Origin of the sequence: Floridaenema fluviatile BLCC-F154 (assembly GCF_041929135.1) — a bacterium.
Taxonomy (GTDB): Bacteria; Cyanobacteriota; Cyanobacteriia; order Cyanobacteriales; family Aerosakkonemataceae; genus Floridanema; species Floridanema fluviatile.
In genome coordinates, this window is record NZ_JBHFNS010000031.1 from 72,288 (window position 1) to 97,452 (window position 25,165).

General features: G+C 39.0%; 19 protein-coding genes. 8 read left to right on the forward strand and 11 right to left on the reverse strand.

From position 1 onward, the window contains the following. Window positions 1-11: 11 nt before the first annotated feature. The 3 genes from ACE1B6_RS07260 to ACE1B6_RS07270 form a co-directional block, all read right to left on the reverse strand. Window positions 12-2,000 carry a protein kinase domain-containing protein gene (locus tag ACE1B6_RS07260; RefSeq protein ID WP_413256583.1) on the reverse strand — a complete coding sequence of 663 codons (1,989 nt, stop codon included), beginning with the start codon at window positions 1,998-2,000 and terminating at the stop codon, window positions 12-14. Window positions 2,001-2,107: 107 nt separating this feature from the next. After that, on the reverse strand, window positions 2,108-2,944 hold the full coding sequence (locus ACE1B6_RS07265; protein WP_413256584.1) for an SH3 domain-containing protein: 837 nt from the start codon (window positions 2,942-2,944) through the stop codon (window positions 2,108-2,110). Between the two features lie 131 nt (window positions 2,945-3,075). Continuing rightward, window positions 3,076-3,657, reverse strand: a complete 582-nt coding sequence (locus tag ACE1B6_RS07270; RefSeq protein WP_413256585.1) for a thioredoxin family protein — start codon at window positions 3,655-3,657, stop codon at window positions 3,076-3,078. Window positions 3,658-3,959: 302 nt separating this feature from the next. On the opposite strand from ACE1B6_RS07270, the gene ACE1B6_RS07275 reads away from it, so the two are divergent. Beyond that, on the forward strand, window positions 3,960-6,128 hold the full coding sequence (locus ACE1B6_RS07275) for a protein kinase domain-containing protein (RefSeq protein WP_413256586.1): 2,169 nt from the start codon (window positions 3,960-3,962) through the stop codon (window positions 6,126-6,128). A 37-nt stretch (window positions 6,129-6,165) separates the two neighbouring features. On the opposite strand, the gene ACE1B6_RS07280 is transcribed toward ACE1B6_RS07275, so the two are convergent. The 3 genes from ACE1B6_RS07280 to ACE1B6_RS07290 form a co-directional block, all read right to left on the reverse strand. Beyond that, window positions 6,166-6,750 carry a DUF4276 family protein gene (locus tag ACE1B6_RS07280; protein WP_413256587.1) on the reverse strand — a complete coding sequence of 195 codons (585 nt, stop codon included), beginning with the start codon at window positions 6,748-6,750 and terminating at the stop codon, window positions 6,166-6,168. Window positions 6,751-6,761: 11 nt separating this feature from the next. Further along, window positions 6,762-7,946, reverse strand: coding sequence for an AAA family ATPase (locus ACE1B6_RS07285; RefSeq protein WP_413256588.1), 1,185 nt, complete (start codon window positions 7,944-7,946; stop codon window positions 6,762-6,764). Between the two features lie 109 nt (window positions 7,947-8,055). Then, on the reverse strand, window positions 8,056-9,249 hold the full coding sequence (locus ACE1B6_RS07290; protein ID WP_413256589.1) for a phosphoglycerate kinase: 1,194 nt from the start codon (window positions 9,247-9,249) through the stop codon (window positions 8,056-8,058). A 115-nt stretch (window positions 9,250-9,364) separates the two neighbouring features. Between ACE1B6_RS07290 and ACE1B6_RS07295 the strand changes: the two genes are divergently transcribed. The 3 genes from ACE1B6_RS07295 to ACE1B6_RS07305 all read left to right on the forward strand — a co-directional run bounded on the left by ACE1B6_RS07295 (window position 9,365) and on the right by ACE1B6_RS07305 (window position 11,812). Next, the gene (locus ACE1B6_RS07295; protein ID WP_413256590.1) at window positions 9,365-9,772 is read left to right on the forward strand and encodes a universal stress protein; all 408 of its coding nucleotides are present in this window, start codon (window positions 9,365-9,367) and stop codon (window positions 9,770-9,772) included. A 183-nt stretch (window positions 9,773-9,955) separates the two neighbouring features. Beyond that, the gene (gene ylqF, locus ACE1B6_RS07300; RefSeq protein WP_413256591.1) at window positions 9,956-10,819 is read left to right on the forward strand and encodes a ribosome biogenesis GTPase YlqF; all 864 of its coding nucleotides are present in this window, start codon (window positions 9,956-9,958) and stop codon (window positions 10,817-10,819) included. A 273-nt stretch (window positions 10,820-11,092) separates the two neighbouring features. After that, entirely contained in the window at window positions 11,093-11,812 is a 720-nt protein-coding gene (locus tag ACE1B6_RS07305) for a carbonic anhydrase (RefSeq protein WP_413256592.1), read from the forward strand. 20 nt (window positions 11,813-11,832) lie between these two features. Here ACE1B6_RS07305 and ACE1B6_RS07310 read toward each other — a convergent pair whose 3' ends face one another. Next, the gene (locus ACE1B6_RS07310) at window positions 11,833-12,612 is read right to left on the reverse strand and encodes an MOSC domain-containing protein (RefSeq protein ID WP_413256593.1); all 780 of its coding nucleotides are present in this window, start codon (window positions 12,610-12,612) and stop codon (window positions 11,833-11,835) included. 195 nt (window positions 12,613-12,807) lie between these two features. Between ACE1B6_RS07310 and ACE1B6_RS07315 the strand changes: the two genes are divergently transcribed. Beyond that, a complete protein-coding gene (locus ACE1B6_RS07315) occupies window positions 12,808-14,457 on the forward strand; it encodes an adenylate/guanylate cyclase domain-containing protein (protein WP_413256594.1) in 1,650 nt (549 codons plus the stop codon). Here ACE1B6_RS07315 and ACE1B6_RS07320 read toward each other — a convergent pair. Further along, window positions 14,443-16,839: a PAS domain S-box protein gene (locus ACE1B6_RS07320; RefSeq protein WP_413256595.1), complete on the reverse strand. Its 2,397-nt coding sequence runs from the start codon at window positions 16,837-16,839 to the stop codon at window positions 14,443-14,445. The genes ACE1B6_RS07315 and ACE1B6_RS07320 overlap by 15 nt on opposite strands. Window positions 16,840-17,435: 596 nt before the next feature. Between ACE1B6_RS07320 and ACE1B6_RS07325 the strand changes: the two genes are divergently transcribed. The 3 genes from ACE1B6_RS07325 (at window position 17,436) to psbM (ending at window position 19,882) form a co-directional block, all read left to right on the forward strand. Next, window positions 17,436-19,211 carry a TolC family protein gene (locus ACE1B6_RS07325; RefSeq protein WP_413256596.1) on the forward strand — a complete coding sequence of 592 codons (1,776 nt, stop codon included), beginning with the start codon at window positions 17,436-17,438 and terminating at the stop codon, window positions 19,209-19,211. 200 nt (window positions 19,212-19,411) lie between these two features. Next, complete coding sequence (locus ACE1B6_RS07330) at window positions 19,412-19,708, forward strand: 2Fe-2S iron-sulfur cluster-binding protein (protein ID WP_413256597.1); 297 nt, start codon at window positions 19,412-19,414, stop codon at window positions 19,706-19,708. Between the two features lie 57 nt (window positions 19,709-19,765). After that, window positions 19,766-19,882 (forward strand): photosystem II reaction center protein PsbM, encoded by a 117-nt coding sequence (gene psbM / locus ACE1B6_RS07335; protein ID WP_413256598.1) that lies wholly within the window; start codon window positions 19,766-19,768, stop codon window positions 19,880-19,882. 88 nt (window positions 19,883-19,970) lie between these two features. On the opposite strand, the gene ACE1B6_RS07340 is transcribed toward psbM, so the two are convergent. The 3 genes from ACE1B6_RS07340 to ACE1B6_RS07350 all read right to left on the reverse strand — a co-directional run. After that, window positions 19,971-20,801: a universal stress protein gene (locus ACE1B6_RS07340; protein WP_413256602.1), complete on the reverse strand. Its 831-nt coding sequence runs from the start codon at window positions 20,799-20,801 to the stop codon at window positions 19,971-19,973. A 277-nt stretch (window positions 20,802-21,078) separates the two neighbouring features. Then, window positions 21,079-24,891, reverse strand: coding sequence for a CHAT domain-containing protein (locus tag ACE1B6_RS07345; protein ID WP_413256599.1), 3,813 nt, complete (start codon window positions 24,889-24,891; stop codon window positions 21,079-21,081). 5 nt (window positions 24,892-24,896) lie between these two features. Then, window positions 24,897-25,165 (reverse strand): CHAT domain-containing protein (locus ACE1B6_RS07350; protein WP_413256600.1); only part of this gene is annotated, 269 nt, incomplete at its 5' end.

Below are 25,165 nucleotides of genomic sequence, written 5' to 3' on the forward strand. Positions count from 1 at the left end.
CAATGGAAATATTAATATTCGGGAATTTGCCAAATTTTTATAGTAACATCTTTACTACCACTAGCCAAAAGTTTTCCATTTGGGCTAAAAGCCAGGGAATATACTCGATCGGAATGCCCTTTAAGAATAGCAATTTCTTGTCGAGTTTCCCAACTCCATAACCTAATGATTTTATCCAGACTACCACTAGCCAGAATTTTTCCATTGGGGCTAATAGCTAGAGAAGTGACACTGCTACTATCTCCTTTTAGAGTAGCAATTTCTTCGCCTGTTTTGACATTCCATAGTTTAATAGTTTTGTCTGTACTACCGCTAGTAAGTACTAATCCATCGGGTGTAAAAGCCAGGGAATTAACTTTATCTGTATGACCTTTAAAAGTGAAAATTTCTCTGCCACTTGCTAAGTTCCAAAGTTTAATAGTTTTATCCCAACTCCCGCTAGCAATAGTTTGTCCGTCGGGGCTAATAGCTATAGAACTAATATAACTAGAATGACCTTGAAAAGAGCGAATGTTTTGTTTATTTGTTAAGTTCCAAAGTTGAATAAGGTTATCATTTCCATCAACATAATTACCGCTAGTACTAGCCAGGGTTATCCCATCTGGAGTAAAGGCGATCGCCCAGACAAAAGCCGATATTTGAGCAATAGTAAAAAGTTCTTTTCCATCTGCTACATTCCACAATTTAATAGTTTTGTCACCGCTGCCACTAGCAAGAGTTTTGCCATCTTTGCTAAAGTCAACTGAGGTAACAAAAGCGGCATGATCTTTCAGGGTACGCAGTTCTTTTCCGGTGAATAAGTTCCATAATTTAATGTTTCTATCTGCACTACCACTGGCTAGGGTTTTTCCGTCTGGGCTAATTGCTATGGAGGTGATGCGATCGGAATGTCCGGTAAGAGTCAAAACTGGAGAAAGGTAAATAGAAGCAGTATTTTCTGATTGATTAATTACCTGTTGATTAGGTTGTAATTTCCAGAGAAGAAAACCGAAAATTCCTAATAAAAATCCCCCTGCTATTAAAGATAAAATAATTACTCCAGTTCGCAAAGAGTCTTTTAATTTCTGGTTATTGGGCAAGGATATTGATAGATTAGGAAGGGTTGGTAGTTGTTTAGTTCCTAAGTCTTTTAATACTTCAACAGCAGATTGATAGCGATGTTGTCTCTCTATTTGGAGAAGTTTATCAATAACTTTTATTAGTTGAGTACTAATTGGTGTTGATAGATGTTGCTGCCAATTTGTTACCCAATCGTAACCATGTTTAATGAATAAATCAGCAGGATCGCTTTTAGTTAGTAGATAGAAACAAATTGCACCCATACTAAATAAATCGCTAGCGGGATAGGTTTCTCCACCTTGCATTTGTTCGATTGGTGCATAGCCAAAAGTACCAATTTTTGTGCCTTGAATTGCTTCTGTAGTATTAATAAATTGTTTGGAAGCACCGAAATCAATTAAGACGAATTTTCCATCACTGCGGCGGTGCATAATGTTAGATGGTTTCAGGTCACGATGTACTACTGAACGAGAGTGAATAAACTGAAGAACTGGTAAAATGTCTAGCAAAAAGTAACGAATTTCTGCTTCTTGCCAACCTCCTCCGCGACGGGCTAATTGTTCTAAAGTTTCGCCATCTATCCACTGTTGTACTAAGTAGAAAAAGTGGTTTTCTTCAAAGTAGGCGTACATGGTGGGAATTTGGGGATGTTCCCCCATGTTCTGCAGTTGTTTTGCTTCTTCTTCAAATAATTCAATGGATTTTTTAATTGCCCAAGTTGCTTTATTTTGAGGGACTAATTGTTTAACTACGCAGGGTTCGTTAAGTTTATCTACATCTTCTGCAATGTAAGTTCTGCCAAATCCTCCTTCTGTGGAAAGTATTTGGGTGACGCGATAATGTCCGCGTAGCAGCGTCAGGGGGGCGCTACAAGTTTGGCAGAATTGATTAGTATCGGGATTATAGGGTTTTGGGCAATCGGGGTTGAGGCAACACAGCATATTATAAAAATTATTAGCTGAATATATCTATGTTAAATGTGCGATCGCACTCTCTCACTTTTAAGTTAAATTTCTCTACCTACTACCGCCCGTCGCCTGGTTGCTGATTAATTACTATTTCCTCCTAATAAATAACGCAGTCGCCATTGTCCATTAAATCGGGCAAAACTAATCCGATAATCTCTCGGTTCATAGTAAACAAAATTGTTTTGTACCCAACCTTTTTTCCCATTTTTCAGTATTACGGGAGTCCAGCCATCAAATTTATTAACTAATTCTCGTTCTGACTCTAATAAATTATAATAAGTTTCCGTATCAAATTGAACTAAATCTTTAGAAACTATGCCAACTATCGTCGAATTTATGTTAGCTGCGGCGCGAATGTTGACGCGATCGGCAATAATTGCTACTTGAGTTTGCCAATCTGAATCATAAATTGCTTTGCCAAAGGTTTTGGGACAAACCCAAACTTCATTTTCGGTTTGTTCCTGGGCTATTTTAGTAGTCATTTCTAAAGTACAACCGCCGCTAATAGCTTTTTCTATCTGTTGCCAAAAAGGAGAGTTTTCATCTTCTAAGTTATAGTTCTCTAAACTTAAAGATTGCCCAGTGATTGATTGAGTTTGCGGAGTTACTAAGGCGCGAATAAAAATTTCATCGCGTCGCTTTACTGCATTTAAAAAAGATTGACGAAATTGGGAAAAATCTACTTTACTAGATAGGGGATTATTGGGTGTTACTGTACTTTTATTTTCTGGGGAATCATCTTGTGTTTTTTGCAAGTTTAAACTTTTCGGTAAGGAACTATTCCAAGACTGGGGGGAGAAAATTTGAGCATTTAAGGCAGATTGTCTACCATTTAAATAAGTGATAGTTGCTAAAGTAGAACCTGCGATCGCCCCAAGGACTATCATAATAAACATTAAAATGTGCGGAAATCTCATACCAGTTCCTCTAAAAACAAAATTTTTGGGGAAAGATAGTTATCCTAACTAATACTATTTTAGATTTAAAAGGTGCATCAGAACCTTAAAATGTAGAGACGTTGTATACAACGTCTCTACAAGCTTAAACATTAGTTATAGTAGCTTGGTGCATTGCCAGCTTTCCATTTAATATTACAACCAACGCTAGGTTTTTGTTCTTGACTCACAGGTCGATCGTTTAATACTGCATCGATCGCAGCGCGTAAATCTTTACCTGTAACAGGAGTACCGTTGCTAGGACGACTATCATCCAATTGACCGCGATAAACTAATTCTCTATGCCGATCGAATAGGAAAAAATCAGGAGTACAAGCGGCGGTGTAAGCTTTAGCAACTTCCTGGGTTTCATCATAACAGAAAGGAAAGGTAAACCCAAGTTCTAAAGCCATTTCTTTAAGTTTTTCTGGTGCATCATCGGGGTAATTTTCGACATCATTGGTACTGATTGCCACTATTCCCAAACTCCGATCTTTGTAATCTTTGCCTATTTGGGCTAGTTCATCTTTGATATGTTTTACAAAGGGACAATGACGACAAATAAACATCAGCAGTAATGCTTTTTTGTCAGCAAAAGTGGCGAGGGAAATTTTCTCGTTGGATAGTACATCTGGTAGTTGGAAATCTGGTGCTTTGGTACACAAAGCTAACATAGTTGAAGGAGTTAACGCCATGATTGTAACTGCCTTTAGTAGAGGTATTCATTATTAAGATATCAGACGATCTGGATCTGGGAACTTAAGATGAGTTTATTTAGTCAAAAAATAGCGATCGCCCAAAATTTATCAACCTATCTCAGGTAAGGTAAATCAACAAAAATACAATTTCCCGTATAATGAAGTAAAAACGGTAACGCAATTAAGTTTCAGACTACCAGCCAAAAAACTGGCAACCTTGAATAATTACATTGCTGCTTACTTGAGTTAATCTGGAACAGATTAAGTTAAAATTTAACAACCCGACTTGAAAGTTAGGTATGATGCCTATTTATTGCTCTAAGGGACACGAAAACGCTAATACAAATCTCTATTGTCAACAGTGTGGGGAGAAGCTGGATCAACCTGTGGGTAAAGGTGTTTATCCGGGGTTGTTGCTGGGCGATCGCTATCGCATTATCCGCCAACTGGGACAAGGTGGTTTTGGGCGTAGTTATTTAGCGGAAGACTCTAACCGCTTCAATGAACCTTGTGTTTTAAAAGAGTTCGCGCCGCAAGTTCAAGGTACTTACGCCTTACAAAAAGCGGTAGAATTATTTGAAAGAGAAGCAGGAATTCTCTATAAATTACAACATCCTCAAATTCCTAACTTTCGAGAATTATTTCGGGCAAAACTGCAAGATGAAGGGCATTTATTTTTAGTTCAAGATTATGTTGAAGGGGAAACTTATCGGGCTTTATTAGATACAAGGAAACGCCAGGGGCAGAAATTTACTGAACCAGAAGTTAAGCAATTAATGTTGCAACTTTTGCCAGTTTTGGATTATATTCACGGTTTAGGTGTAATTCACCGCGATATTTCTCCTGATAATATCATTTTAAGAAATTCCGATTGGTTGCCAGTATTAATTGATTTTGGTGGAGTTAAAGAAGTAGCGGCAAATGCCGAATCTCAATTTACTCAAGCGCCGCCAAATGTTGCACCTTCTTATGCTACTAGATTAGGCAAAATTGGTTATGCGCCGCACGAACAAATGCAGGTTGGGGTAGTTTATCCGCACAGTGATTTATATGCTTTGGCGGCGACAGTTTTAGTGTTATTAACTGGTAAGGAACCACAACAATTAATCGATCCGCATAATATGACTTGGAACTGGCGACAAGAAGTAAATTTAAGTCCCAGTTTTGGCATGACTTTAGATAAAATGTTGGCTTATCGTCCGGGCGATCGCTATCAAACCGCCCGTGAAGTTTCCGAGATTTTGGGAGGTAGTATAAATTCCCCTGTTCCTGTTAGCAAAACATCGAATTCTGCCACAGTTCAAAGTACTATAGCAGTTTCTCCAGCCGCAACTCAAGCAGTAACAAATCCTCCTCCTAGCAGGAATCAAACTATTAGTAGTAGTAGTTCTAGCGGTTGTTTTGGTAAAATTTTGGCTACTGGTTTAGTAATTGCGATCGCCAGTGGCATAGCTTTAGCAATTAGCAATAGTAACTTATTTAAAAAAGCTAGAAAATCGCCTCGTCCTCCAATAGAACAACCAACTACGCCAGCAACACCTGAACCACCGATCTCAAAACTTTCCCCACAAGAACAAGCGAGAAAGAATGCTTTGCGCGATCGTCGTCAAGCTTTAGGAATCGATTACAATTTTTTCTTAAATTTAGTTAATGAAACATTCTGGCAAAGAAATCCTAGTCAGAGAGGAAAGGTTTTAAGCGATGAACCAAAAGACGAACAATTAAGAGCGCAATGGGATAGAATTGCTTCTGAATGGTTAGATAAATTGGCATTTTTAAGTAGTGAATCTCGTAGAGGTTTGGGAAGTTACGATCTTCAAGATCGCTTAAAATGGAAAGCCGAAGTAAATAATAAAAAACTTAGCAGTCGCGCCCTTTATGACATTGCAGATGCCGAATTTTTCTGGAGATTTCCTGAACAACGAGGAAAGAACTTTATTGATAAACCCATTGGGCAAGTTTGGCAAGGAATTGTATTTGATAAAGTGAATGCGATTAAATATGGTAATGCTTTACAAAGAATCGTTTTTCCGCAAGGGGAAATAGGCGATCGCGTTAGTGGTACACTCAAACCAGGAGAAGGAAAAGCTTACATTGCAGGACTTGCTGCTGGGCAAATTATGAACGTAAAACTAAAAGCAGATGACAAAGTTTTATTTTCAGTTTATCCACCAACCAGCGAACAACCAGCATTATTAGAAGATACCACCAAACGCACCTGGTCAGGCACACTTCCCCAAGGTGGTTTTTATGAATTTGTAGTAGTTTCCCAAGCAACAAAACCTGTTGATTACCAAATTACCTTAACTGCGGAAAATCCCCCACCACCGCCAGAACCCACACCCATTGAAACACCAACAACAGAACCAACACCAATAGAAACACCAACAACAGAACCAGCACCAATAGAAACTATTCCACCACCTCCTATTGAAACCCCTCCAACTAATGAACAAGGGAATTTTTAAACCTATTGCAAAAGTAGACAATCTAAATTTCTAGACATCAGCTAATAATACTTTTGAGTCCATTGCGAAAAACTTGAAAACTTTTTGATTGATTATTTTCTACATCCATATAAGGAGCAACTTTCTGAGCAAAGTCAATTTTTTGTAAACCTGTTTCATAACCATATTTTTTAAGAATTCGATCTAATTGTTCCCAAGTTCCACCTTTAATAGTATCTGGATTGCGAAAACCTTTTTGTTGGCATAAAGAAATTGGTATTTTTTTATACTCAGCGCAAATTGCTGAAATATCACCAAGAAACCAAGATTCTAATTCTTCTACAGCAATTCGATGGAGAACTATATTACCTTTTTGTTGTGTAACTACACTGCTAGCATCGCACAAAAATTTTTTTAACTCTAAACAGTCATCTCTATCTTGGTCAACTACAACTACTATACGCCAATCTTCTGGCACAAATTTAGCATAAGCATTCATACGTTCTGGTAGTTTTTTCAAGAGCCTATCTTTATTTTGAAAATTATGAATTAGGAAACTATGATTATCTCCGATAATTTTAGGTACAATAATTTTTAAAGTTACTTCGGTTGAATACTCTTCTACTAAGAACTCGATGTGCATGATTGCTCCAATTAATATGGTAATCCTCTAAGATAGCCCTCAGACCAAAGATCTCCCAACCCTGCTTTTGATTCTATAAAGTGTTTAGCATCAGGTATTTGATCGGCTCTTGTAACAGTTGAATAACCATTATTATCTCGTTGGAAAATCCACAGGTTTTTCGCATCTTTAATTGTATTGACAAAGAAGGGAGAATGAGTTGATACAAAAACTTGAGCGCGTTGCGAATAGGCAACTAGTTCTTCATTTAGAGGTTCAAGCAATCGATGATGAAGTCCATTTTCTGGTTCTTCAATACAAAGTAACTGAGGAGGATTTGGGTCATTTAATAGGATCAAATATGCTAGTAACTTCAGAGTTCCATCTGATGAAAATTTGGCTAAAAATGGTCGGCTAAATGGAGCATCTTTAAATAATAGAGCTAATCTGCCATCAATAGTTGGTTCTGATTCTACTCGTTCTAACTGGGGAACGCGATGAGTTAATTGCTTGAGTATTTTATCTAAAACTTGGGGATGTTCATCTGCTAAAAATTGAACTACATTAGCAATATTGTCACCTTCGCGAGAGAGATGTTCCATTGCTCCAACGGTTGCTAATTGACGTGCTTGATCGGGGATAAAGTAAGAGAGAAACCATCCTTCTATAAAACGTCGTAAGCTTGCTACACGAGGGTTATCTGACAATTGACCAATTGTTTTAATAGCGAGGGAACTTGGATCATCCATTCGATAGGAGATTTTTTTATCATTAATTTCAGGATTTTCACCGCTAATTACTTCACCTGCACCATATTCAAATTTGAGAAAGTCAAATGGTTCGGCATCAGGCTCACTTTTCCAGCGAAGACTCTCTCTAGAAACTATAGGTGAGCTATTTTGCAAACCAATGGCTACAGTATAAGTAATCAGAGGCGATTTACTCTTTTGAGATTTACTTTCCCGATATTTAATGATGATTTCAATCTCTTGACTTTGGCAATCACGCGATATAACTTCGGGAAATCTTCCCCTTTTTTCTAAAGCTTTGCGAACGTTGGTAGTGAGACAATCTGATAAAAAACCGATGACATCAAAAAAGGTAGTTTTACCACTTCCATTTGGGCCAAGAAAAACGGAGAATGGTTTAATATCTTTCAGGGTAATGTCTTGTAGTACTCGGTAGTTTTTTACGGTAATTTCTTCAATTCTTGCCATGAGCTTGTTGAGTGGAAACAATGAATAAAACAGTAGTAAGGGTACGGCGTACCATACCCTTACAAGATTTTTCAGAAATGATTTTTAGAGAAGCTTAATCGGTAATTTATTAAGCTTCATCTAAAGCAACAATTCCGGGAAGTTCTTTACCTTCCAACAATTCCAAACTAGCGCCACCACCAGTAGAAATGTGACTCATTTGATCTGCGACACCGACTTTTTCGACAGCAGCTACAGAGTCACCACCACCGATAATGGTAACAGCATCTTTCTTACCTGCTAGAGTATGAGCGATCGCTTCCGTACCCACAGCAAACTTGTCAAATTCAAACACACCCATTGGGCCGTTCCAAATTACAGTTTGGCAATCTGCTAAAGCATCTTGGAACATTTTCACAGAATCAGGGCCAATATCTAAACCCATCCAACCATCAGGAATGTTTTCAATGCTAACAGTTTGAGAATTAGCATCAGGTGCGAAATTATCTGCAACTACCACATCAGTTGGTAACAGTAATTGTACGCCCCGTTCTTTAGCTTTTGCTTCCAAAGATTTGGCTAATTCTAACTTATCTTCTTCCACTAAAGACTTACCAACTTTTAAACCGCGGGCTTTATAGAAAGTGAAAATCATGCCACCGCCGATAAACAGCTTGTCGCATTTTTCCAGCAACGTTTCAATTACACCAATTTTGCTAGAAACTTTAGAACCACCGATAATAGCTGCTAAAGGACGTTGAGGATTTTCGATCGCATTTTGCAGATATTCCAATTCCTTTTGAATCAAAAATCCACCAACTGAAGGGCTCAAATATTTAGTAACACCTTCAGTCGAAGCATGAGCACGGTGGGCAGTTCCGAAAGCATCATTAACATATAAATCTGCATTAGCAGCCAACTGCTTAGCAAATTCAGGATCGTTCTTTTCCTCTTCCGGGTGGAAGCGGACATTTTCTAGCAACAAAACTTGACCATTTTGCATTGCCCCAACTTTAGCGGCAACCTCATCCCCAATGCAATCGCTAGGCTTTTCTACAGTTTGTCCCAACAATTCCGACAAACGTTCGGCAACAGGAGTCAAACGAGATTTTTCCTCAACTCCCTTTGGACGACCAAAGTGGCTGCACAGGATGACCTTAGCTCCATTATCCGTTAAATACTTGATAGTTGGCAAAGCAGCCCGGATGCGGGTGTCATCGGTGATTTTACCACCATCTACAGGAACGTTAAAATCAGCCCTGACCAGGACTCTTTTACCAGATAAATCTGAGGACGTGAGATCTGCTACAGTTTTCTTGGACACCGAAATAACCTCCTAAATGCTTTTTTTTGCGAAATCAGCGTGCCAATCTTATGGTTGTCCGTTCTGTCTACGCAGTCCACATTTTACCGGAGTGAGGGATCGCGAGGTACGTTAAATGTTTAAGACAGTTTTGTTTCCTGTGGATCAAAGTCGAGAAGCCCGCGAAGCGGCTGATGTAGTCACCAATATCGTCCAAAAATACAGTAGTCGCCTCGTGTTGTTGTCGGTAGTAGAACCACCAGAGGGAGAGTCAGCTAATCCAGATGCGATGGCTTCACCCGTAGCAGTGGCAGAATTATTGAAAACTGCCCAAAGTCTATTTGCCGATCAAGGGATTCTTGCAGATGTCATGGAACGCGAAGGCAAAGCAGCTTTTACGATCTGCGATGTTGCTGACGAAATTGACGCAGATTTGATCGTGATGGGTAGCCGCGGGTTAGGATTAACCGAAGAAGGTAGCACTGATAGCGTTACTTATCGGGTAATTAACCTTTCTCCCTGTCCCGTTTTGATTGTTCCATAATGGGGGACTGGGGACTAGGTACTAGGGACTGGGAGAGTGTTGTGTTGTAGGGGCGGGTTTAGCAGAATAGTCTGTACTCGCCACAGAAGAATTAACAGCAAAACCCGCCCAAGAGAGAGTTTTGAGTTAAAAAACTTCCCCAACCCCCAATCCCCAACCCCCAACTCCTAACCCCCAAATTCTATGACTACTCCTGCGATTCAATGGTATCCCGGACATATTGCGAAAGCTGAGAAGGCACTCAAGGAACAGCTAAAGCTGGTTGATGTGGTGCTGGAAGTTCGGGATGCGCGAATTCCTTTGGCTACTCAACATCCGCAAGTTTCCGAATGGGTGGGAAGTAAGGCGAAGGTGTTGGTACTTAACCGAATGGATATGATTCCGTCTCAAGTGCGCCAACTTTGGGAAAATTGGTTTGAGTCGCAGGGGGAAACTCCCTATTTTACTGATGCCCAACATGGTAAGGGTATCCAAGCTGTGACGCAAGCGGCGCAAGCTGCGGGTGTGGAGATGAATAAAAGGCGGCGCGATCGCGGAATGCTTCCCCGTCCTGTTCGTGCTGTCGTCATCGGCTTTCCTAATGTGGGAAAATCAGCTTTAATCAATCGATTATTAAATAAAAAAGTCGTAGAAAGTGCCCGTCGTCCCGGAGTAACTAAACAATTACGTTGGGTGAGAATTTCTAAAGAAATTGAATTATTAGATGCGCCTGGGGTAATTCCTGGTAAATTAAACGATCAGGAAGCAGCAATTAAATTAGCAATTTGTGAAGATATTGGCGAAGCATCTTATGATAATCAACGAGTTGCTGCTGAATTAGTAGAATTGTTGAACTATTTAGGAGATGTACACGGGAATTTTTTACCTAATTCTCCTTTGCAAAATCGTTATGGTTTGGATGCTAAAGAATGTACTGGGGAAGATTATTTAGTAAATTTAGCGAAAGAACGTAATCAAGGTGATGTGGAACGCACAGCACGCCAGCTTTTAAATGATTTTCGTAAAGGTTTAATGGGTGCAATTCCTTTAGAATTTCCCCCATATTAAAAAAGTTAAGTCAATACTCGGTTTCTGCTAAACCGTTCTGTAAAATTTACTCAAATCTACCAAAGTTTAAGGTGCGTCAGAAGCTCAAACTCTTATATTTTCTAGATATAGGGTCTGACGCACCCTACTATTATCTCTTCCCAGAATTAACTAGAAACAGGTTTTTTGTATAAGTTGAAATTCAAAAAAATTAATCTTCTATTCTAGAAGTACGGTTTAATATTAGGTAAGCATCTATACTAATAATCTTATCTTTCTGGGAGTATCAAGATAATGAATAATCAGGAAAATCCTTTAGGAATTAACAGGCGTAGTTTATTGAAGTTTGCGGGAATAGGAGGACTGGTAGCAGCGGGAGGAATAGGGGTAAAATATGTAACTTCTGCGCCAAGAGCAGAAACAGTTACAGATAAAGATATTACAGCCGATCGAGCATGGGAAATATTAAAATCTGGTAATGAACGCTATGTGGCGAAAAAACTTTCTCATCCTCACCAAACAGAACAAAGAATTACAGAACTTGCTACAGGACAACATCCTTTTGCTATTGTTCTTGGTTGTGCTGATTCACGAGTTCCACCAGAAATTATTTTCGATCGAGGTTTGGGTGATTTATTTGTAATTAGGGTAGCGGGAAATATTGTGGATGATGCAGTTGTCGGTAGCATTGAATATGCTGCTGAAGAACTTAACACTCCGCTGTTAGTTGTACTCGGACATGAAAGATGTGGTGCTGTGACTGCTGCTGTTAAAGGTGGTGAAGTTCCCGGACATATTAGTACTTTGGTGAAAGCTATTCAACCCGCAGTAAAAAGTGTCCAAGGTTTACCGGGCGATCCGATCGAAAATGCGGTGAAAGCGAATGTCAGAATTGTAGTTAGTCAATTGAAATCTAATCAACCTATCGTGTCTGAATTAGTTAAATCAAACAAACTAAAAATTGTTGGCGCACGTTACGATTTGGACAGTGGGAAAGTTGATATTATCCCCTAAAATTCCGAGAAAAGCGGTAATTAAATTAGCTTAATTTCATCTCCAACTTGTAAAATTTTTCCAGCTTCTGATGCTGGAATTTTTGTATTAACACTCAAACGATAAAAGTGATTAAATCGAGATGAATTAACCCAAATTGGTAAAGTTTCGCGGCGTTTTTCACTAAAAAGTTTTTGGAAATTAGGGTAACTTTCGCCTGTTAAGGAGTTGCGAGTTGGAACAATACAACGTTGACAAGGGTTAATTCCTTCAAACATTACTCCGCCAATTTGAAATTTTACTACTTCTCCTTCTTTGGCAAAAAGTTGATCTTCCCAAAAGGGAGGAACGCCATTTATCTCCAGGTTAGTACGGAGGCGTTGACGGATTTCGGTTACAGAAATTCCCGGAAACCAAGCGGCGACTGTTTCTAAAGTAGCGGTGCTAATTACAGTTGGGCCGGAAGCAATGTTATCATCTGGAAAACCAGTAAGTGAGTTTTTTGCTAATGTGACAGGAAAACCAAAGTAATTACTCAACCAGGATTCTAGCTGAATACGATCGCTGTCGATCGCAAATTCACGTTTTTCTAATGTTCCTTGAATTTGTAAGCAAACGGTTTGTTTTGCTACATCCCAAGTCGATCGCAATAAATGTACTTTGGGGTTGTGTTTGCCATTCACGAACCGACCTTGTGCATCTAGGATAGCAAACTCTCGGTCTTGGCATAAAGCGCCGCTAGCTAAAACCTTTACTTGGTTAACAGCTATTCCATCTAAGGATTTTATCGGATAAACGAAAATACCTGCAAGATATGGCATCTAAATCATCTTTAACCTTGGATAATCTTTAATATTACAGCTGTTACATCTTTTCGTTACAAATCCAGTTATTGAAACTAAGTATTAGGTTAAACTGGGGACATCATAGACACAAAAAAAACTACTTTATGGGTAGAAGTGTCTTTTATATCAGGGTGCTATTAGCAATAATAAAAGCTTATAAAGGGTAAAAAAATGACAGAGCTTAAGCTGTGTGTCTACCTGGATAATCAGGAAGTAATAGTACCAGTAGATCAAGATGAATTTACTATAGGACGTTTACCAGAAAATGATTTACATCTGCCCTATTTTGGAATTTCTCGATGTCATGCACGAATTGTGAAGCAAGGGAAGGGTAAATGGTCAATTGAGGATATGGGGAGTAAAAATGGTACTTATTTAAATGAAAAAATCTTGACTACTGCTGAAATTTTAGCACATAATGATTGGATTAAACTAGGTAATATTGATGCCAGAGCTATTTTTAATGATTCTACTTTACCGCGATTGCGAGAACCGGAAAAACCGGAATTAGATGAGGGAATGACTATTGTTAGGAATGTCAATGATTTGAAAGAACAATGGATACAAGCGGATAATTTAGTAGATAAAGTCAGGAGACAAGAAACTTCGATCGCTCGGTTAAAAGACTTAGTAGATATTGCCCAAAATTTAAATTCTGCGGAATCGATCGAAGAGATATTCATGGCAGTAAAAAACGTAGTTTTCCGTTACATTGAAAACGTAGAAAGATTAGCTTTGTTAATTATTGATAGCGATACCGGAAATCTAAAACTATTTAATGGAGCGATTAGAGAATTTGAACATTCTCAGCCCTTACCTAATGATGAAAATTGGATTAGTCGCAGTATATGTCAAACAGTATATTCCCAAAAAATAGCGATTCAAAGTGCTAACGCCCAACTCGATGAAAGGTTTGGTAATGAAATTAGTATTATCACTAAAGATATTCACAGTGTTATGGCTGTTCCTTTGTGGGATGAAAATAAAGTAGTCGGCGTTTTATATGCTGACGGACATATTCCCATTAGCGAATCAATTCAGCAAAAAGATCAGGATTTGAGCTTCTTTTCCACCTTAGCTAACTTAGTTGCTTCTAGCGTACAACGATGGTTATTAACCCGCCAATTAAGAAGCGAAGAAAGAATCCGTCATCGCTTAGAGAGATATCATTCTCCAGCCGTAGTACAACAAATGATGCAAACGGGTAATGTATCTGATACTCGCTTAATTCCCAAAGAAAGTGAAATTAGTATTATGTTTGCTGATATCGTTGGTTTCACTGCACTTTCAGAAAAATTAACTCCGGCAAAAATTGCCGAATTACTCAATGCTTTTTTTGAGGAAATGTTGCAAGAAGTTTTTGCGGAAGGCGGAACTTTAGATAAATTTATTGGTGATTGTATTATGGCGTTTTTCGGAGCGCCAGAACCACAACAGGATCATGCAGAAAGAGCTTTTAGAGCCGCTAAAGGAATGTTGACTCGTTTAGAAAAGATGAATCTAAGAAAAGTTCTATCTCATCCTTTAGATTTAAGAATTGCCATTAATAGTGGCAAAGCTGTTGTGGGAGATGTGGGTAGTACGTTACGGGTAGATTATACGGTTTTAGGCCCAACGATTAATTTAGCTTCGCGCATGGAATCTATTTGTCCTCCTGGTAAGTTAATCGTCAGCGATGCAACTTATAAAATGTTGCAACCTTCTCAACGTTTAGAGTTAGAAGAAATGGGCGAATATCGGTTTAAAGGTATAGATCAACCAATCCCAATTTATGTAATTACTAAAGATTTAATGATTTCTAGAAAATCACATAAATTGTGATAATTTACCAGAGTCATCTTGAGCAAAACTTACTCGATCGCGCCCTTGCTGTTTAGCACTATAAAGCGATCGATCCGCAGCATTAATTAAGTCTTGGGGGGATAGTTTAGCATCTGGAATCATGCAAGCAACTCCCAAGCTAACTGTAACATGATTACTTACTAAAGATTGGCTATGAGGAATTTCTAAATCATGAACTGCTTGGCGAATACGTTCAGCTAAATAATTTGCACCTGACAAATTAGTGTAGGGAAGTATTACGGCAAATTCTTCCCCACCGTAGCGAGCAAATAAGTCAGCTGGGCGACAGAAAATATCGCTAACAGCTATTGCTAATTGGCGCAAACAATCGTCTCCTGCTAAATGACCATAAGTATCGTTGTAACGCTTAAAATAATCAATATCGAATAAAATTAAAGATAATACTGCTTTTTCTCTGCGGAGACGTAACCATTCTAAATTCAGATATTCATCAAATCGACGACGATTGGCTATTTGAGTTAAACCATCAATAGTGGCTAATCTTTTTAATTCCTCATTTGCTGCTTGTACTTGCTGATAAAGTTGTGATTGATAAATAGCCATTGACAATTGATCTGCTATTTCTCTGGCTATTTCTATTTCTGATTCTTGCCAATAATGTTGCTGAGGTTTTAACAAACTTAAGCTACCCCAAGTTACAGAATTAAAATGTAATGGAATCAGTAACCAAGCGCCGGGAAAAGTTTGAGCCAAATTCTGATTAATTTCATCTTCAGAAAGACTAGCATCTTTTAACTGGACAATTTTTAAGTTTTTCAGTTGAGCAGCGATCGGGTTTTCTCGATCGGAAATTCTCTGCTTTAACAAGCTATTTATCTGAGAATTCTGGCGATACTCTGCTACTGCTAACCAAATTTCTTCTTCTGGCAAATACTGAACAATAGCCACTTGCTCAACTTCTAAAAGTTCACCAATATCCATAACCGCAGTAGAGAAAATAGTTGATAAATCTAAAGAATTACGAATTATTTGAATGACTCGATTTAATGCTTCTTCTTTTTGGACTTGCGATTGCAGTAACTCTTCTAGCTGTTTTCGTTCCGTAATATCTTGGATTGTACCAAATAGTCTAATTACTTCTCCTTCACTGTTAAAAACAGCTTCTCCTCTAGCTTGGTTGTACATAACTAAACCATCTTTACGCATGGCTTTAAAATCAATTTCAAAGGATTTTCTCTGATGAATTCCTCGACTGATTGCTTGTTCTAATCTTTCTCGATCTTCAGCAAAACAAACTTGGAAAATTTCTTGAAAGTCATATTCTTGGCGATCGCCATCAAACCCAAAAATGCGGAATAATTCTGCCGAACCAATAATTTTGTTAGTAGCTATATCTAATTCCCAATTACCTATACGAGCCACTCTTTGCGCCGCTGCAAGTTTAGCTTCGCTTTGTCGTAAAGCTTCTTCGGCTTGTTTGCGAACCGTAATATCTTCACAAACAACTACTGTATATAAAACCGAATTATCTTTATCTCTAATTAAAGATACTGTCAATCGTCCCCAAACGATTGTTTTATCTTTCCGAATATAACGTTTATCAATTACATAGCTATTTCTTTCTCCTGCCATTAACGATTTGTGTAATTCTAGATCTATTGCTAAATCTTCGGGATGAGTAAATTCACTAAAGTGCATCCCGATTAATTCTTCTTGGCTATAGCCAAGAAATTGACAATCTGCTTCATTAGCTAATATGGTATGTCCATCAACATTAACTAATGCCATCCCTACGGAAACATTATCAAAAACGCTGCGAAATCTTTCTTCACTCTGACGCAATTTTTCTTCGGTTTGTTTGCGATCGCTAATATCAACCATCGAGCCAACCATACGAATAGCACAACCTTTAACATCTCGCACTGCTTTACCTTGACCAAGAAACCAACCATAACTACCATCTGCCTTTCTTAATCGCATCTCACACTTATAAGGCTGATTAAATTGCAAATGTTGTTGAATTGCTTGCTTCACTCTTATCAGATCTTCCGCATGGATTAACTGATAAAACAACTCTAAAGTCGGAGTGTAACTTCCCGGAAACAACCCAAGTAAAATAAACAACTTATCTGACCAAAACAAAGTATTATTTTTGATATCCCAATCCCAAATTCCATCATTAGTAGCTTCCATTATTAGCTGCAATCGTTCATGTTCTTGATACCAAGCTGCTTCAGGTTTTTGATGTTTTTGCAGGATCATTTGCTGAGAATGTTTTTTTTTGATTTGATTGTTTAACCACCCATTGCGCCAAATCAGGATCAAAAAATTAGCTATAACCACTAATATTTCAGTAAAATGATTAAAGGCTCTAGTCCGAACTTCAATTTTTCCTTCCATTGTATCTTAATACATTCCTAACCACGAAGCAACTGTGTCAGCTAGTAACCGACTGTATATTAGTCAGGTTATAAAATACCTGTTACCTGATTCCATTAAAAATTTTCAGCCCGATCGAGGCTATACTCATTTACATTGCTAATATTGTATTCACAATTACCAAATTTTCAAAAACTTTAGCGGAAACCAAGTTGAATTTAATTTCACTTGATTTCTCGATAGATAAATTAGAGTTGGGTAAAAATAACGCAGCAGCTAAAACCACCTAATAGAATTGAGTAACAGTTTAAAGCTTAACTACATTTAATAAATATAATAATCTATTTTACTGAGTATAAAAAATAAGAAAATATGAATATAAACTTAGCGATTCCGTACATTTGGCATTTCCCTTGTAGCAAAATTTAATCAACACCATTGCCCTAAAGCAGAAAGACTTTTATATTTGATGAGGAAACAGTTAGTAGTAAATCGCGGTAATCTTAATCACGATGACACTACCTGTTCCTGACCAAGGGAGTGTTTGCCAAGTCCAGTTATCAACTAGTATGCTGCTTTAGGTTGTTTGCACAAAGCAGCAGACTCTTCAAAAGCGTATGTCAAAGCTTCGTTATTTCGTGGTTGTGAGTGTGAGTGCCATAGTATGTGCTGGTATACCCCCCATAGCTAACGCTGAAAGTGGTACAGCCAGTCTTGAGTCCAGCAGTGAAGCAGTGAAAACTGGCGAAACTTTATCTGCTGTAGTTCACTCTAGTGATTACTTATCCAGTAATCAAAGGCACAAGGAAAAACAAAATCAAGCCCAGCGCGATACGCCTAACGGCAAGTTACGCGAAGGCAATATCCTGGTTGTAAATACCTTATCTAGTCATGTAGCTCATCAGTCAAATCATCAGGTTACAGAGAACAGGAGACTACGATCTCTACGTAATAACTTGGTGACACAAAAGATACCAGTTACTCCTTTACCTGGCTTTGTTCCTGTTCCTGGGAAAAATCAGGTTCCGATTCCGAACAATCTCGTTCCGAATCCTAACCCTTTACAGTTTCCCACCAGACCGGAAGAGGTACTTATAGAAGTAACTCAACCTCTGAGCTTACGAGAGGCAGTGGAATTAGCACAACGCAACAATCGTGACCTGCAAGTAGCCCGACTACAATACGAACAGGCACAAGCCCAGCTAAGAGAAGCCAGAGCAGCGTTGTATCCCACAGTAGATTTAAGCGCATTAGCCCAAGGACAACGAACTGCTCAGCAAGAGTTACAACTTGAAGCAGCAAGACAACAGGCAGAACTACTAGGCCAACCATTTGAACAAGATGAGCAAGGCTCAGTCAGTTTAAGCGGCACAATTGAAGCTAACTACAATCTGATCACTGGTGGACGGCGCAACGCCCAAATTCGGGCAGCCCAAGAAGCACTTCGCAGTGCCCAATTACAAGTGGAAGCCTTAAGCGAACAAACTCGTTTGGATGTTTCTAATGCTTACTACGATTTACAATTGGCAGATGAACAGGTAAGAATTGCGGAATCTGCTGTCCGCAATGCTCAACAAAGTTTGCGAGATGCCATAGCCTTAGAACAAGCGGGATTAGGTACGAGATTTGATACCTTGCGAGCGCAGGTGCAGCTAGCAAACCAAAACCAACTTTTAGTTACCAACCGCGCTCAACAGCAAATTAACCGTCGTCAATTAGCGCAGATTTTGAGTTTGCCCCAGTCAACTGGGATTGTCGCGGCTGACCCTGTAGAAATTGCGGGACTGTGGAATTTAACTTTAGAAGAAAGTATTGTCAGAGCATTTCAAAATCGTGCGGAACTGCAACAGCAGTTAACGCAACGGAATATTGCTGAACAACAAAGGCGGGTTGCTTTATCGACTCGCAGACCGCAGGTAGATTTATTTGCTAACTACAATGTGTTAGAGGTGTTTAATGATGGTTTAGGTTTGGCTGATGGGTATGCAGTAGGGGCGAGGCTGCGGTGGAATTTGTTTGATGGTGGGGCAGCTAGGGCAAGGGCGGCGCAGCAGGAAGCTAATATTGAAATCGCAGAAACTCGATTTGCGAATCAGCGCAATCTGATTCGTTTTCAGGTTGAACAAGCTTTTTATAGCTTAAGAGGTAATTTCCAGAACATTCAAACTGCTAGATTAGCTGTAACTCAAGCCGCAGAAGCTTTACGTTTAGCACGTTTGCGCTTCCAAGCTGGTGTGGGTACGCAAACGGAAGTAATTGACGCAGAAAACGACTTGACGGAGGCGCAGGGTAATTTGGTGAGAGCGGTGATTGACTATAATCGATCGCTAGCCACCCTAACCAGGTCTGTAAGTAACATCCCACTTCCAGCACCTAGTCCGTTATCGCCTTAAGGAGCAGGGGCGCAGGGGCGCAGGGGCGCAGAGGGGAAAGGTAAAATTTACGTCTCTGTTTCTCCTTGTCCCCAGTCCCCAATCCCCAGTCTCTCATATTAAAAGTTTGTAATAGTTCTTAAGAAAAAGTAAAATAAGATGGTTAACGTTAATTTGACTGGTTCGATCGAGGCGCAAATTCGATCTACAAGGGGTGAGTAATGGCTAACATTAAATTTGTTAAAGAAAATAAAGAAGCAATTGTAGCAGACGGGGCGAATTTAAGAGAGAAAATGCTGCAAAATGGCATTGATTTGTATAAATTCACGGGTAAGTTAATGAATTGCGGTGGTTACGGTCAGTGTGGCACCTGCATTGTCGAAATTGCCGAAGGGATGGAAAATCTTTCTCCACGGACGGAAGTAGAGAATCGGAAGTTGAAGAAGAAACCGGAAAATTATCGGCTGGCTTGTCAAACTTTGGTGAATGGGCCCGTGAGCGTGATTAGCAAACCATAAGTACTGGGCGTGATATCCTAGTTTTGTCAAATTGCTGTGAACAGAGGTTGGGATTTTATGGAAGTTAACGATTTAGGGTTTGTCGCCAGTATTCTTTTTGTGTTGGTTCCTACTGTTTTTCTTTTAATTCTGTACATTCAAACCAACACCCGTGGCACTGATAAAAATATTTAGTTAAAAAAAAGAACTGGTGATTGCTAGTGGGTAGTGGGTAGAAAGAATTCCTGCTACCCACTACTTTAATTACCAGCCGCAATTTTGATTAACCAACTGTCCGGGCTAACAGAACTGGGCAAGGGGCGTAAACTCTTACATAGTCTGAGAGGGAAGTGCCTAGCAAGCGGTCTAAGTCTGGGAGGGCTTTGGCGATCGAGGGACGGCGATCGGGAGAACCCAACATCAGTAAGTCTACGTTATTCTCTTCAGCTAGAGTACAGATTTGTTCCCCTGGTTTGCCGTTACCAGTTACAGTTTTATAGCTAATTCCCATTTTTTTGGCTTCTTCAGCTGCGTTGGTTAACGCTGATTGAACTGCGGGGGGAGTCTCTTGACCTTTAGCATCAACGTGAGCAAAAATCAACTGACCGCCTTTGACATCGCGCAGGAGGAACAAAGCTAGCTTTAAGCATTGTTTTGCAGCTTCCGAAGCATCCAAAGCGACCATGATTTTGTTAAGTTTCTTGACGTAAATATCATCCTTAACCAATAACATGGGACGGTTGGATAGTTGGAAAACGTATTGACTGACAGAATTCTCCAAAATTGACTCTAGGCGTTTTAAGCCACGAGAACCCATAATAATTAAATCTGCCTGGATTTCGTCAGCGACTTGGCAAACAATGGTTTTGGGATCGCCTTGTCGCAGCATGGCGTTGACGTGATTGGGATCTAGTTTTAAGCTTTGAATCGCAGTGGCAAGAAACTTACCTCCTTCTTCCCATTTAGCTGTCATCTCGTCGGCGTTGACTTGTGGAGGTACAACGTGCAGAACGGTAACTGAAGCAGATTGAATGGAGGGAATTTCCATCAAAGCTTTCAGCATTTCTTCAGTGTGTCCTGTTCCAGAATCAGCCAGCAATATTTTTTCTATCATCTTTTTGTCTTTGATAGTAATTAAACTGAAGGGTAAAGTCGTTTCAATCATTCACAATAGAACGATTAGTGGCTTATCTCGCAAGTCTTTTACAAGCTGTTACAAAAAACCTGCTGATTGCCACTATTGCTTTTACATATATCGTCTATTTTTGGGACTTTAGTCCTATTGTCTGAAGAGGACTGAAGTCCTGGTTACAAAACTAAATCGGAATTAATGAGAATTATCTGCAAAATTCCTGAATCACCCTATCTTGTATTTCTTCGCTTCTGTCTTTTTATAAGTTATTGCCAATTAAAACGAAAGGTGCCCAGTAGTAAGGGTGAGATAAGTTTGATTTTACTGGTCGGGCGGCAGTGATGCCTCTTTGGGCTAAGTTATTTGCTGAGTCGTTGCTTTGTAAAAATTTGAGTTGGGCTTGACGAAGGGCGGCGGCTTTAGTTATTTGGGTGTCGTTGGGGTTATTTGCTGCTAGGTTACTGTAAAAGTTTTGCATTAGTTGACTAGTGCTACTATCATTGACTTGCCATAATGAAGCCATGACTGATTTTGCCCCACCATTAAGGAAATAATAACTTAGTCCAGAAATTTCTATTCCTTCGGCGTTTGGCCCTCCAAGGGCGGTTTCACAGGCGGAAAGTACTACTAAGTGAATGTAGCTTAATCCTTGTAATTTTTGAATGTCGGGAATGGTTAGTTTAGTGCCATTTCCTAATAGGAGATAGGAAGAATCTGGGCTTCCTGGGACGAATTTTCCATGTGTGGCGATGTGCAAAATGTTGCGTCCGGGTAGGTTGTCTCTTAATGCTTTGAAGTCAAATGTTTGGTTGAGAAATTCTAATCCGGGATAGATTCCTTTGGGATCTTCTGGTTGTTTGCGGACTATGGCATCTAATTCTGCTGGTACGAATGGTAAGGCGTTAAAGTTGGCAACTGCGTCGGATAATCCTAATGCTAAGATTGAGGATTTTTCGGTGTTTGGGGGTAAGCGATCGCGCATATCTGTCAAGTCGGCTGATAATATTGTCGAGATGTTGTAGTTTTCGATTAGATATTTTTCTCCGTCAAACAATGCACTCATGGGGATGTAGCGGGTGACGCGATCGAGTGAGAAGATTAAGTTTTGAGTTTTACTAGTTTTTAATTCTGTTTCTAGGGGTTTGATTAACCAATCATAGAGTTTTTTTCCGGTGGCTTGGACTTCAGTAATTGATGAATTAGGTTGTTGTAATAATAGCCGGAATTTAACTACTGTTTCGCCTAATTCTTGACGATTTATTGGTACTTCTACGGTTTTAACTACGCCTCCGGGAGAGGCTAATACTAGCCAAATTTTATTTTCTAAAACTAAGGGATAGATTAGCACTGTTGCGGGTTGGGCTTCGACGATTTCTTTGGTTTTGCTAATTTTTGTCGGGTCAAAAAATGCGTCATCTTGGGCGCGTCTTTCGCGAATTTCTTTTTCGATTGTTTGGACTTTTTGATTAAATTGACCAATTAAAACGTCTCGTTGATCGAGTAATTGACTTAGTTGATTGCATCGATCTAGCTGACATTGATATAGTTTTTGTCCGAATTGAATTAAGCTGCCATTTTCTTGGAGAATGTTGGTTTCTGTTTGGTTCAAAACTAGTTGTGAGTTGCTAATTCCCGATCGCGTATATTGGCGCAATTCTTCGGTTTTTAATAGTTCTAAAACTTGTTGTGCTTCTAAAATTCGTCCTTGGGATAGCAATAAATCTGCTAATTCGCGATAGATGTCGGCGGTTTTTACGCGATCGATACTTTGTACGGCTTGCAAAAATGATTTTTGTAATGCTACAGGTAAACCGCTAATTTTCCCTCTGACTTTTTCAATTTCATTGATTGCTTGTTTGTAGTAAGTAATGGCGGTAACTGGTGAGTTTAGGTCACGATAAACCCGGGCGATTCCGGCGAGAATGCTATAATCGCTATCGATGGAGATGGCTTCTTGGTATAGGGCGATCGCTTGACTTTTTCTCCCTAGTTTGCTATTGATTCCTCCTAATAGATTTAAAGCTAAAGATGCCAAAGTATTATCTTTTTGTTCTTTCGCTTTAGTTAAACTTTGTTGCCACAAATCAATCGCTTTTTCGCTATTTTCCAAACTTGCATAAGCAATACCTGAAACTAGTAGAGAATAAGCTTCCATTTGGGGATTTTTCAAATTACGAGAAGCGGTTAAAGCTTGCTGAGAAAAATCAACCGTTTTTTGGTAATTACCTTCGCCAAAATATGCTACGCTGAGCATAACTAACAAAGCTGATTCGATAGCTGAATTCTCTGTTTCTTTGGCAATTGTTAAACCTTTTTCACCCAAGTCTATTACTTTTTTATATTCACCTAACTCTAGATAAACACTCAATAAGCTAAACAAAGGTAAAAGTTGTGCTTGGGGATTAGGGATTTTTTGACTGAGTTTTAAACTTTCTTCCCCAAACTCTAAAGTTTTCTGATAATCTTCGAGTTGGCTGTAAATGTTAGCCAAGTAAATTAAGGCTAAGGCTTCAAAAGTTGGTTCTTTTATTTCCCTGGATAAGTTTAAAGCTTGCTGGATAAATTCTAGAGATTTTTGATATTCTTCCGGCGTGTTTGCTGGTTGGTAATAAGCTTGTCCAATTACTAATAAAGCATAAGCTTCTCGTGGTTTGTCTTTGATTTCTTGGGCGATGGTTAAGCCTTTTTGGGCGAGTGCGATCGCTTTTTCAAACTCCCCTAAATTATTATAATTATCACCCATTTGAGAATATAAATAAGATGCAAAAGGGGGATTTTTATATTTTTCCATTACGGCTAAGCTTTCCTGAGTTAACGCCAAAGACTTCTGATATTCTTCAGGAGTACTAGCCAACAAATAAGAACTTCTAGCTAAACTAAAAGCAGCAAATACTTCCATTTGCGGATTTTGTAACTCTCGCGCAATTACTAAACCTTGTTGAGCAAATTCAACAGCTTTTTTATGTTCCTCAAGAGAATCATAAGCCAATCCCAAAACTACTAAAGCCCGCCCTTCAAAATTGCGATTTTTTAGCTCTCGTGCTATAGTTAAAGTTGACTCACCAAACTGAGTTGCCTTTTGATAATCACCTAAAAGAGTGTAAGCAAAGCCGAGAGTAAATGAAGCCACAACTTCCATTTGGGGATTTTTAATTTGCTTCATTATGGCTAAACCCGGTTCGGCAAATTCTACCGCTTTCTGATAGTTTTCTAAACCCAGATAAGCATAACCCAAAGTAACTAAAGCTATTGCTTCTAACGTAGGTTCTTTAATTTCCCTAGCTAACTTTAAACCAGGTTCGGCAAATTCGATCGCCTTTTGTTGGTTTTCCAAAGAAGTATAAGCATAACCAAGAGTCACCAAAGTTAAAGCTTCCAACTGACTATTTTTTGTTTCTTTAGCTATGGGCAAAAGTTGTTCATAATACTCGGCTACTTTCTGATAATTACCCAAAGAATCGTAAATAAGTCCCAAACTCACTAAAGCTTTTAATTCTATCTCTTTATTTTTAACTTCTCTGGCTGCTAATAAAGCTGGTTCCAAATATTCCACAGCCTTGGTATAATTTTCTTGCAGTCGATAGATAGTGCCGATATTTTGTAACGCCTTAGCTTCCAAATCCCGATTTTTAATTTCCCTAGCAATGGTCAAACTTTGTTGGTAAATATCCATTGCTTTGGACTGATTTCCCACAGCAAAGTAAGCATTACCTAAGTTTTTTAGGGTTTCCCCTTCCCCGGAACGGTCTTTAATTTCCTGATAAATAGTCAAAGCTTGTTGGAAAGTTTGAATAGCTGCTTCCGCTTGATTATTTTCTAGCTGTTTCAGCCCAGTTTGTAACAGAGTTTCTGCTTCCATTTTCCGTTCATTTTTGGGAAATTGTGCTAATACCAAATTCCGCCTTTTTGATTTCCCTAAAAAATCCCAGTCCGCGTAGGCGGACTTTGTTTGTGTAGCCGCGACTTCAGTCGCTTGGGCTATTTTAGGAGTTCTTTCACCCCAAGAAAAAGGAAACAAAGAAAAAACCAGAGTACTACTGATTAAACTTAACTGATAAAAACGAGAAATCATAGATTTTATAAACCGTTACCGATTAATACAAAAGGTGCCCAATAATAAGGATGAGAGAACCGAGAACCAAAATTAGCACGAGTCCCAGGTTTAATCTCAAAAACTACAGTAGCACGACTTTCTTGGGAAGTACCAGTTTGGTTATTTCCCCGCAAAAAACTTAATTGTGCTTCTCTTAAAGCCTCAGCTTTAGTAATCGGAGACTCAGCAGTATTATTAGCTAGTTGATTATAGAAAGTTTGCATTAATAAAGAAGTACTGGCATCATTGACTA

Coding starts and splice junctions, on each gene's coding strand:
- ACE1B6_RS07310 (WP_413256593.1), bottom strand. CDS start 12,612: ATGCCATATCTTGCAGGTATTTTCGTTTATCCGATAAAATCCTTAGAT.
- ACE1B6_RS07270 (WP_413256585.1), bottom strand. CDS start 3,657: ATGGCGTTAACTCCTTCAACTATGTTAGCTTTGTGTACCAAAGCACCA.
- psbM (WP_413256598.1), top strand. CDS start 19,766: ATGGAAGTTAACGATTTAGGGTTTGTCGCCAGTATTCTTTTTGTGTTG.
- ACE1B6_RS07340 (WP_413256602.1), bottom strand. CDS start 20,801: ATGATAGAAAAAATATTGCTGGCTGATTCTGGAACAGGACACACTGAA.
- ylqF (WP_413256591.1), top strand. CDS start 9,956: ATGACTACTCCTGCGATTCAATGGTATCCCGGACATATTGCGAAAGCT.
- ACE1B6_RS07275 (WP_413256586.1), top strand. CDS start 3,960: ATGATGCCTATTTATTGCTCTAAGGGACACGAAAACGCTAATACAAAT.
- ACE1B6_RS07285 (WP_413256588.1), bottom strand. CDS start 7,946: ATGGCAAGAATTGAAGAAATTACCGTAAAAAACTACCGAGTACTACAA.
- ACE1B6_RS07305 (WP_413256592.1), top strand. CDS start 11,093: ATGAATAATCAGGAAAATCCTTTAGGAATTAACAGGCGTAGTTTATTG.
- ACE1B6_RS07320 (WP_413256595.1), bottom strand. CDS start 16,839: ATGGAAGGAAAAATTGAAGTTCGGACTAGAGCCTTTAATCATTTTACT.
- ACE1B6_RS07345 (WP_413256599.1), bottom strand. CDS start 24,891: ATGATTTCTCGTTTTTATCAGTTAAGTTTAATCAGTAGTACTCTGGTT.
- ACE1B6_RS07315 (WP_413256594.1), top strand. CDS start 12,808: ATGACAGAGCTTAAGCTGTGTGTCTACCTGGATAATCAGGAAGTAATA.
- ACE1B6_RS07325 (WP_413256596.1), top strand. CDS start 17,436: ATGTCAAAGCTTCGTTATTTCGTGGTTGTGAGTGTGAGTGCCATAGTA.
- ACE1B6_RS07330 (WP_413256597.1), top strand. CDS start 19,412: ATGGCTAACATTAAATTTGTTAAAGAAAATAAAGAAGCAATTGTAGCA.
- ACE1B6_RS07265 (WP_413256584.1), bottom strand. CDS start 2,944: ATGAGATTTCCGCACATTTTAATGTTTATTATGATAGTCCTTGGGGCG.
- ACE1B6_RS07260 (WP_413256583.1), bottom strand. CDS start 2,000: ATGCTGTGTTGCCTCAACCCCGATTGCCCAAAACCCTATAATCCCGAT.
- ACE1B6_RS07295 (WP_413256590.1), top strand. CDS start 9,365: ATGTTTAAGACAGTTTTGTTTCCTGTGGATCAAAGTCGAGAAGCCCGC.
- ACE1B6_RS07280 (WP_413256587.1), bottom strand. CDS start 6,750: ATGCACATCGAGTTCTTAGTAGAAGAGTATTCAACCGAAGTAACTTTA.